This is a genomic window from Micromonospora acroterricola (assembly GCF_003172955.1).
GTDB classification, from domain to species: Bacteria; Actinomycetota; Actinomycetes; order Mycobacteriales; family Micromonosporaceae; genus Micromonospora; species Micromonospora acroterricola.
In genome coordinates this window covers 1-8,368 of sequence record NZ_QGKR01000114.1, presented here as the reverse complement: position 1 = coordinate 8,368, position 8,368 = coordinate 1, and the positions used below count along the sequence as shown (strand labels likewise).

At 73.3% G+C, this 8,368-nt stretch carries 9 protein-coding genes and 1 pseudogene; 9 read left to right on the top strand and 1 reads right to left on the bottom strand.

Annotated features, from left to right (window positions below; genetic code table 11):
• From DKT68_RS03825 to DKT68_RS03810, 4 genes are all read left to right on the top strand, one after another.
• Positions 1 to 711: sensor histidine kinase (locus DKT68_RS03825; RefSeq protein WP_146218277.1), on the top strand; the 711-nt coding region annotated here is incomplete at its 5' end.
• On the top strand, positions 708 to 1,364 hold the full coding sequence (locus tag DKT68_RS03820) for a response regulator transcription factor (protein WP_109816046.1): 657 nt from the start codon (positions 708 to 710) through the stop codon (positions 1,362 to 1,364). The genes DKT68_RS03825 and DKT68_RS03820, both read left to right, overlap by 4 nt.
• A gap of 171 nt (positions 1,365 to 1,535) precedes the next feature.
• Complete coding sequence (gene ffh / locus DKT68_RS03815) at positions 1,536 to 3,095, top strand: signal recognition particle protein (protein ID WP_109816045.1); 1,560 nt, start codon at positions 1,536 to 1,538, stop codon at positions 3,093 to 3,095.
• A gap of 37 nt (positions 3,096 to 3,132) precedes the next feature.
• A complete protein-coding gene (locus DKT68_RS03810) occupies positions 3,133 to 4,212 on the top strand; it encodes an amidohydrolase family protein (protein ID WP_109816044.1) in 1,080 nt (359 codons plus the stop codon).
• A gap of 197 nt (positions 4,213 to 4,409) precedes the next feature.
• Here DKT68_RS03810 and DKT68_RS03805 read toward each other — a convergent pair whose 3' ends face one another.
• A complete protein-coding gene (locus tag DKT68_RS03805; RefSeq protein WP_109816043.1) occupies positions 4,410 to 5,012 on the bottom strand; it encodes a TetR family transcriptional regulator in 603 nt (200 codons plus the stop codon).
• A gap of 140 nt (positions 5,013 to 5,152) precedes the next feature.
• Between DKT68_RS03805 and proS the strand changes: the two genes are divergently transcribed.
• The 5 genes and pseudogenes from proS to DKT68_RS03780 form a co-directional block, all read left to right on the top strand.
• On the top strand, positions 5,153 to 6,559 hold the full coding sequence (gene proS / locus DKT68_RS03800) for a proline--tRNA ligase (RefSeq protein WP_109816042.1): 1,407 nt from the start codon (positions 5,153 to 5,155) through the stop codon (positions 6,557 to 6,559).
• 1 nt (position 6,560) lies between these two features.
• A complete protein-coding gene (locus tag DKT68_RS03795; RefSeq protein ID WP_330848925.1) occupies positions 6,561 to 7,229 on the top strand; it encodes a DUF402 domain-containing protein in 669 nt (222 codons plus the stop codon).
• Positions 7,230 to 7,472: 243 nt separating this feature from the next.
• Positions 7,473 to 7,964: a 30S ribosomal protein S16 gene (gene rpsP, locus DKT68_RS03790; RefSeq protein WP_109816041.1), complete on the top strand. Its 492-nt coding sequence runs from the start codon at positions 7,473 to 7,475 to the stop codon at positions 7,962 to 7,964.
• Positions 7,939 to 8,199, top strand: coding sequence for an RNA-binding protein (locus tag DKT68_RS03785; protein ID WP_109816040.1), 261 nt, complete (start codon positions 7,939 to 7,941; stop codon positions 8,197 to 8,199). Before rpsP ends, DKT68_RS03785 begins: the two co-directional genes overlap by 26 nt.
• A pseudogene (locus tag DKT68_RS03780) lies at positions 8,199 to 8,368 on the top strand (ribosome maturation factor RimM); the annotation flags it as partial. The gene DKT68_RS03785 and the pseudogene DKT68_RS03780, both read left to right, overlap by 1 nt.

The window sequence follows — 8,368 nt, the reverse complement described above, 5'->3', positions numbered from 1 at the left end:
GGGGTGGTGGTGCGGGTCAACCGCGAGGCGGCCGCCCGGAGCCGTGCCGAGCAGGCCCGCAGCCGCGCCGAGCAGGCCCGGCGGCAGGCTGACGAGGAGCGGCTGCGCATCGCGCAGGAGGTGCACGACGTGGTGGGGCACGGGTTGGCCGCGATCAGCATGCAGGCGGAGATCGCCCTGCACCTGCTGCCGAAACGGCCCGAGCAGGCGGAGACCGCGCTGACCGCGATCAGCCGGACCAGCCGGGAGGCGCTCGACGAGTTGCGGGTCACCCTGGGGGCGGTGCGGCGGGGCGCCGAGCGGGAGCCGGTCCCCGGCCTGGCCCGGCTCCCGGCGCTGCGGGACCGGCTCGCCGGGGCCGGCCTCGCCGTCGAGCTGCGGGTGGTCGGGGATCCCCGGGAGCTGCCGGCGGCGGTGGACCTGGCCGCGTACCGGGTGGTGCAGGAGGCGTTGACCAACGTGCTGCGCCACGCCGGGGTGGCCAGCGCGGAGGTGACCGTCGACCACCGCGACGGCGAGCTGACCGTCGAGATCGCCGACCGGGGCGTGGGCCCCGCCGGGGCGGCCGCGGCCGACGACGGGACGGGCGGGCACGGCCTGGCCGGGATGCGGGAGCGGGTCGCCACGCTGGGCGGGCGGCTGGACATCGGGCCGCGCCCCGGTGGCGGGTTCCGGGTGTACGCCCGGCTGCCGGTGGAGCCGACCACGTGATCCGGGTGCTGATCGCCGACGACCAGGACCTCGTCCGGCTCGGGTTGCGCGCCCTGGTCGAGAGCGAGGACGACCTGGTGCTCGCCGGGGAGGCGGCCGACGGCCTGCGAGCGGTGGAGCTGGCCCGCCGAGAACGGCCGGACGTGGTGCTGATGGACATCCGGATGCCCGGCATCGACGGCATCGAGGCCACCCGGCGGATCGTCGCCGACCCCGGCCTCGCCGGCACGCGGGTGGTGGTGCTCACCACCTTCGAGCTGGACGAGTACGTCTTCGACGCGCTGCGGCACGGCGCGAGCGGGTTCCTCACCAAGGACACCCGACCGGGCGAGCTGCTGCGGGCGATCCGGCTGGTCGCCGAGGGGGAGGCGCTGCTGTCGCCGTCGGTGACCCGTCGGGTGGTGCGGGAGTTCGCCACCCGGCCGTCCCGGGCGCCCCGCCCGCATCCCCGGCTCGACGCGCTCACCGACCGGGAGCGCGAGGTGGTCGGCCTGGTCGGTGAGGGCATGAACAACGAGGAGATCGCCGCACGGCTGGTGGTCAGCCCGGCGACCGCGCGGACCCACGTCAGTCGGGCGATGGGCAAGCTGGGAGCCCGGGACCGGGCCCAGCTCGTCGTGTTCGCGTACCAGTCGGGGCTGGTGTCCGGTTGACGGCGCCGCCGGCCCCGCGCGGGCGGCGGGCCGGGCACGACCGGGCGGCGGGGACGTGGGCCGGCCCGGGCGACAGCGGCCGTGCGGCCGGCCGGCTACCCTTGCGGTGGTCGGACTCCGCACTGCCGACCGCGTTGTGCCCGCCGAAACACTGACAAACGGGATGTTCGCGTGTTTGACACCTTGAGTGACCGCCTGTCCGGGATCTTCACCAAGCTCCGCGGCAAGGGGCGGCTCACCGACGCCGACATCGACGCCACCGCGCGCGAGATCCGCCTCGCGCTGCTGGAGGCGGACGTCGCGCTGCCGGTGGTCAAGGGCTTCATCGCGAACGTCAAGGAGCGGGCACGCAGCTCCGAGGTCTCCCAGGCGCTGAACCCGGCCCAGCAGATCATCAAGATCGTCAACGACGAGCTGATCAACGTGCTCGGCGGCGAGGGCCGGCGGCTCCAGTTCGCCAAGCAGTCGCCCACCGTGATCATGCTGGCCGGCCTCCAGGGTTCCGGTAAGACCACCCTCGCCGGCAAGCTGGCCCGCTGGCTCAAGGGCCAGGGGCACCAGCCGCTGCTGGTCGCCGCCGACCTCCAGCGCCCCAACGCCGTCGGGCAGCTCCAGGTGCTCGGTGGCCGGGCGGGTGTCGAGGTGTACGCGCCGGAGCCCGGCAACGGCGTCGGTGACCCCGTCCAGGTGGCCCGCGCGTCGATCGAGCACGCGAAGCGGGCGGCCCGGGACATCGTCATCGTCGACACCGCCGGCCGGCTCGGCATCGACGCCGAGATGATGCAGCAGGCCGCCGACATCCGCGACGCGGTCCAGCCGGACGAGGTCATCTTCGTCATCGACGCGATGGTCGGTCAGGACGCCGTCCGCACCGCCGAGGCGTTCCGCGACGGTGTCGGCATCACCGGCGTGGTGCTCTCCAAGCTCGACGGCGACGCCCGTGGTGGTGCCGCGCTGTCGGTGCGTGAGGTGACCGGGCAACCGATCCTGTTCGCCTCCACCGGCGAGAAGCTGGAGGACTTCGACGTCTTCCACCCCGACCGGATGGCCAGCCGGATCCTCGGCATGGGCGACGTCCTCACTCTGATCGAGCAGGCCGAGCAGGCCTTCGACTCCGATCAGAAGGAGAAGATGACCGCCAAGCTGATGGGCGGTGAGCAGTTCACCCTGGAGGACTTCCTCGACCAGCTCATCGCGGTGCGGCGGATGGGCCCGATCGCCAACGTGCTGGCGATGATGCCCGGCATGGGGCAGATGAAGGACCAGCTCGCCGACCTGGACGACACGCACTTCGACCGGGTCACCGCGATCATCCGGTCGATGACGCCGGGCGAGCGGACCAACCCGAAGATCATCAACGGCTCCCGCCGCGCGCGCATCGCCAACGGCTCCGGGGTCACGGTGATGGACGTCAACCAGCTGCTCAACCGCTTCGCCGACGCGCAGAAGATGATGAAGCAGATGGGCGGCATGATGGGCCTGCCCGGCGGCGGCCGGCGCAAGGCGACCAAGAGCCCCAAGAACAAGCGCAAGGGCACGAAGGGTGGCGGTCGGCCGCGTACCGGGGCGGGCGCCGGGATGCCGGGCGGCTTCCCGGGTGGCATCCCGCAGCTCCCGCCGGGCATGGACCCGAACGACCTGGCGGCCGGGCAGGGCCTCCCGCCGGGCTTCAAGCTCCCGAAGATCGACTTCAACAAGCTGGGCAAGGGCGGCGACAACCGACCCCGCTGACTCACGGACGACGGGGTGATCCGGTAGGACTGTGCACATGGCTCTTCATGTGCGCGGCGTGCTGCTCCCCGACGACGAGGTCCGCGATCTCTGGCTGGTCGGCGACCGGGTGACCCTCACCCCGGTGCCCGGGGCGGAGACGGTGGTCGACGGCGGTTTCGTCCTGCCGGGGCTGGTCGACGCGCACTGCCACATCGGCATCGCCCGTGGCGGCGCGCCGATCACCTCTCTCGACCAGGCCCGGGAGCTGGCCCGCGTCGACCGCGACGCCGGGGTGCTGGCGATCCGCGACGCCGGCTCGCCGTACCCGTACCCCGAACTGGACGACGAGCCGGACCTGCCGCGACTCGCCCGCGCCGGGCGGCACGTCGCGCCGCCGAAGCGCTACCTGCGCGACATCGGCGTGGAGGTCGGCGCGGCCGAGGTCGCCGCGACGGTGGCTGCGCAGGCGCGTGCCGGCAACGGCTGGGTCAAGCTGGTCGGCGACTGGATCGACCGCGGCGTGGGCGACCTGGCGCCGGCCTGGGACGCGGACACCCTCACCGCGGCCGTACGCGCCGCACACGACGCGGGGGTGCGCGCCGCCGTGCACACCTTCTCCGAGTCGGCCGTGGAGATCATGGTGCGGGCCGGGGTGGACTCGGTGGAGCACGGCACCGGGCTCAGCATCGACCTGATCGACGAGATGGCCCGCCAGGGCACCGCGCTGGTCCCCACGATGATCAACATTGCCACCTTCGGTGGGATCGCCGAGCAGGCGCGGGCCAGGTTCCCCGGGTACGCCGAGCACATGCTGTCGTTGCGGGACCGCTTTCCCGAGGTGGTGCGGGCCGCGCACGAGGCCGGCGTACCGATCTACGTGGGCACCGACGCCGGCGGTGGCATCGACCACGGGCTGGCCGCCGAGGAGATGCTGCTGCTGCACGAGCGGGCCGGGATGACGCCACTCGACGTGCTGGCCGCCGCCTCCTGGGGCGCCCGGGAATGGCTCGGCTTCCCCGGCCTCGTCGAGGGCGGCCTCGCCGACCTGACCGTCTACCCCGAGGACCCGCGCCAGGACCTGCGCGTCGTCCGCGCACCCTCGCGCACCATCCTCCGCGGCCGCGTCATCCGCTGACCCGGCTGCCCCGCCCCGCGCCGCGCGTCCCGCCGGGGGGTGGCGTTGCAAGATCGCGCTCGATCCTGGAAACAGTGGTCTCGGCGTCATGGGGATGCCACTACTTCCAGGATCGAGCGGTCATGCCGGGCGGCAGCGTTGCGCAAGGGTGATCCTGGCGGGGCGCCGCGCGCGCCGTCATCTCGCGGTGCCCGGGGTCAGCGGGGCGTGCGGGCGGCCGTCGCGAAGAGGCGTACGGCCAGGTCGGCGAGGGCCTCGGCGGTCTGGTCGATCGGGCCGCGGGGGAGCACGATGTGGCTGACCACCAGGCGGACGATGGTGTCGGCGGCGAAGGCCAGCGCGTCCGGGTCCGCTCCCGGCAGGTACGCGCCGACCCACTCGATGAGCGCGCCGGAGGCCTCGGTGAGCACCACCTCGGCCCGGGTCGTCAGGTACGGCAGCAACTCGTCGGAGCCACCCCGGGCGCTGGTCAGGATCGTCTTGACCAGCGGGTTCTCGGCCGCCGCGCCGAGGGTGTGGGCGATCGCCGCGTACGCGCCGGCGCGGACGTCGGGGCCGTGCGCGACCAGGGCGGACCGGACGTCGCCGACGAACCGGTCGACCTCGCGCCGGGCGAGCGCCTCGGCCAGCCCGGCCTTGCTGCCGAACTCGTTGTAGACCGTCTGCCGGCTCACCCCGGCCGCGGTGGCGACCCCGCCCATCCGTACGGCGTCCCAGCCGGCGGCGATGGCGCGAGAGCGTGCGGCGTCCACGATCGTGTCCCGCAGCCGCTGTCGAGGCGCGCCCGTCATCTCAGTCATGGTGGTCGAAGTCTACGGTCGCCCCGCCACCCCTCCAGGGGCTGCCCCGACGCCGCGCGGAGGGGCACCGGACGCGGCGCGACACCGCGTGACGCCTCCCGGGCGCGGCGGCCACCGTGCGGCGCATAGGATGTGCGGTCATGGCACGCGTGCTCACTCCCCGTGCGGAGGACTTCCCCCGCTGGTACCAGGACCTGATCGCCAAGGCGAAGCTGGCCGACAACGGCCCGGTTCGCGGCACCATGGTCATCCGCCCGGCCGGCTACGCCATCTGGGAGCGGATGCAGGCCGAGATGGACGCCCGGATCAAGGCGGCGGGTGCGGAGAACGCGTACTTCCCGCTGTTCATCCCCGAGAGCTACCTCAAGCGTGAGGCCCAGCACGTCGAGGGCTTCTCGCCGGAGCTGGCGGTCGTCACCCACGGTGGTGGCAAGCAGCTCGCCGAGCCGGTGGTGGTGCGCCCCACCAGCGAGACGGTCATCGGCGAGTTCATGGCCAAGTGGATCGACTCGTACCGGGACCTGCCGCTGCTGCTCAACCAGTGGGCCAACGTGGTCCGGTGGGAGCTGCGCCCCCGGATCTTCCTGCGCACCAGCGAGTTCCTCTGGCAGGAGGGGCACACCGCGCACGCCACCCGCGAGGACGCCCGGGCGTACGCGCGCCGGATCCTGCACGAGGCGTACGAGGACCTGATGGTCAACGTGATCGGCATTCCGGTGGTGGTCGGCCTGAAGACGACGCGCGAGCGGTTCGCCGGGGCGACGGCCACGTACACCTGCGAAGGCATGATGGGCGACGGCAAGGCGCTCCAGCTGGGCACCAGCCACGAGCTGGGCCAGAACTTCGCCAAGGCGTTCGACATCAGCTACTCCTCGAAGGAGGGCGGCCGGGAGCACGCCTGGACGACGTCCTGGGGCACCTCGACCCGCATGCTGGGCGGCCTGATCATGGCGCACGGCGACGACAACGGCCTGCGGGTGCCGCCGAGGCTGGCCCCGATCCAGGCGTACGTCATGATCGTCAAGGACGGCGAGGGCGTCGCCGAGGCGGCGGCCAAGCTGCGCGACGGCCTGCGCGACGCCGGTGTCCGGGTGGCGCTCGACGACCGCACCGACACCGCGTTCGGCCGCCGGGCCGTCGACGCCGAGCTGCGCGGCTATCCGGTACGCGTCGAGGTCGGTCCCCGCGACCTGGCCGCCGGCAATGCGGTGGTGGTGCGCCGCACCGACGGGTCGAAGTCGGCCACGCCGGTGGCCGACGTGGTCGGCGCGGTGCTGGCCGCCCTCGAGACCGACCAGCAGGTGCTGCACGACCAGGCGCTGGCCAACCGCGAGTCGCGCACGGTCGAGGTGGCCACCCTCGCCGAGGCGATCGAGGCCGCCGCGAACGGCTGGGCCCGGGTGCCGTGGTCGGCGGTCGGCGTGGCCGGCGAGGCCGAGGCGAACGGCCAGGGCGTCACGGTGCGTTGCCTGCTGCGCGCCGACGGCTCGGTGCCGGACTCCGAGGACGAGCCCGACCTGGTCGCGATCCTCGCACGCGCCTACTGAGGTGCGCCCGGGCGGCCCCGTCGGTCGGTTCGCGCCGGGGCGGGTGATTCTGCATCGCAACGTGCGGCACGGCCGGATCGGATGGGTCCGGCCGGGCCGTGTGGTCAGCGACGACGAGCGGGGCCTGCTGCTCTGGATCGCCCGGGACTCGCCGGTGGCCCACGAGGTGACCGAGGCGGGTCTCGGGTTGCGGGCGATGCCGTTCGCCGAGTGGATCTCGTCGGCGTACCGGCTGGCGCTCGGGCGCTGGGACGGGCCGCCGCTGCTGAAGTTCCTGCCCACCGGCGCGGCGCACTCCGTCTGGTGGTTCCGGGACGGGCAGGACCGGTTCGCCAACTGGTACGTCAACCTGGAGGAACCGGGCGTCCGCTGGGACGACGGCTCGGTCGCCGGCGTCGACATGGTGGACCAGGACCTCGACGTGGTGGTGCGCCCGGACCGCAGCTGGGAGTGGAAGGACGAGGACGAGTTCGTCGAGCGTCTCGCCTTCGGGGACGCCTACTGGGTGCCCGACGAGAAGGCGGTCCGGGCCGAGGGGGAGCGGGTGATCGCGCTCGCCGAGGCCGGCGAGTTCCCGTTCGACGGCACCTGGTGCGACTTCACGCCGCCCGCCGACTGGGACACACCGGACGAACTTCCGCCGGGATGGGACCGCCCACCCGTGCGCTGAGAGGTGTTCCTCGTCACCGGTCGGGCGACCCCGCGGCCGGCTCTCCGGGTCCGGTGTGAGAGATCGGCGGCAGATCTGGCAGAATGGGTCGCTGGTATCCGGCGCGCGTCCGGCGCCCTCTAACCCGGGCGCGTCGCCAGTCCACCGAGCAGTCTCCGGCCCAACCCCACTGTGCCGGTCGGCGCTCACCCATGCACACCTCCCGTCCCGGGCTGGTGAGATCGCAACAGGAGCGAAACAACTGTGGCCGTAAAGATCCGGCTCCTGCGGATGGGCAAGATCCGCAACCCGCAGTACCGCATCGTCATCGCCGACTCGCGCACCAAGCGTGACGGCCGGGCGATCGAGTTCGTCGGGGTGTACCAGCCGAAGGAGGACCCTTCGGTCATCGAGGTCAAGTCGGAGCGGGTCCAGTACTGGCTGTCCGTCGGCGCCCAGCCGAGCGAGGCGGTGCAGCGGCTGCTGGAGCTGACCGGTGACTGGCAGAAGTACAAGGGCCTGCCGGCCCCGCCGCCGCTGAAGGTCGCCCCCGAGCGGGTCGACCGCAAGGCGGCGTACGAGGCTGAGGCGAAGGCCGCCGCCGGCCTGGCCCCGGAGACCCCGGCCAAGCCGGCCAAGAAGGCCGCCAAGGCCGCCGAGGCTCCGAAGACCGAGGCTCCGGCTGAGGCGCCGAAGACCGAGGCTCCGGCCGAGGCTGCCCCGGCCGCCGCTGCCGACGCCGGTGAGCAGGCCTGACGTGCCTCTGCGTCCGGCGTTGGAGCACCTGGTCAAGGGCATCGTCGACCACCCGGATGACGTCCGGGTGCGGATGGTCGATTCCCGTCGGGGCAAGCGGCTGGAAGTCCGCGTGCACCCCGAGGACCTCGGCACTGTGATCGGGCGGTCCGGTCGGACCGCCAAGGCGCTGCGCCAGGTGATCGGCTCCATCGGCGGGCGCGGGGTACGCGTCGACATCGTCGACTCGTACTGATGCAGCTCGTCGTCGGCAGGATCGGCAAGCCGCACGGTGTCCGCGGTGAGGTCACCGTGGAAGTGCGGACCGACGAGCCTGAAGCGCGGTTCGCCCCTGGCACGGTGTTACGCACCGAGCCAGGGGCGACACCCCCGCCCCCGCCCCCGCCCCCGCCCTCGCCCGAGCC